General features: G+C 25.7%; 1 protein-coding gene (running past one end of the window). It reads right to left on the minus strand.

From position 1 onward, the window contains the following. On the minus strand, positions 1–313 hold the 5' portion of the coding sequence (locus tag G3997_RS04970) for an MATE family efflux transporter (protein ID WP_296649047.1). Its footprint begins 23 nt before the window's first position; the window shows 313 of its 336 coding nt (coding positions 1–313); the start codon lies at positions 311–313; its stop codon lies off the left edge, out of view. Positions 314–688 lie beyond the last annotated feature (375 nt).

The following is a 688-nucleotide window of genomic DNA, read 5'->3' on the forward strand; positions in this document are numbered from 1 at the left end:
TTATAGGAACAACTATCCATAAACTTTYTCCAYCAAATATAAAAGGCATTGCTAATACAAGTATTATGTTTAGTAAAAATCCTCTTATAATTGATATCGTTACAGATAACTTTTCTTTTCCTACTGATTGGAAATAATTACACATTAAAATATTTATATTCATAAGGCAAAATGCACTTAAATACATTCTTATAGCTGTGATTCCCATATTTATAATAGTATCATCTGCTTTTACAAAAACTAATATTACTTCCTTAGTAAATATAAAAACTATAGCAAATAAAAGAATACCAATTGCTATGGTTGTATACATAGCATATTTAATACGTTAATTANNNTTTAACTTCTTTCGCACCATGATTAGTTGCTATAAGTGGCTGACTAGCTTGAGCAATACCATTAAATAATGAGATTCCAACAAGTATACAGTTTGAAATTATTCCATATACTACAATTCCATTATCHCCTAWRTATTTTAATATTTGGATATTAAATATAAAGATTACAAATCCACTTGCTACTTCCATTAAAAAGCTTGAACTACCRCAYGATATTATTTTATTAACCATACCAAATGATAATCCTTTAGTAGATATTTTTATTCTATTTTTCTTTTTAAGAAAATGAGTAAGTAAAATTAATGATGTTACTAAACTTCCTATAACAGTAGCAATAGCTGCACCTTTCA

The sequence above is a fragment of the Romboutsia sp. 13368 genome (assembly GCF_018336475.1).
Taxonomy (GTDB): domain Bacteria; phylum Bacillota; class Clostridia; order Peptostreptococcales; family Peptostreptococcaceae; genus Romboutsia.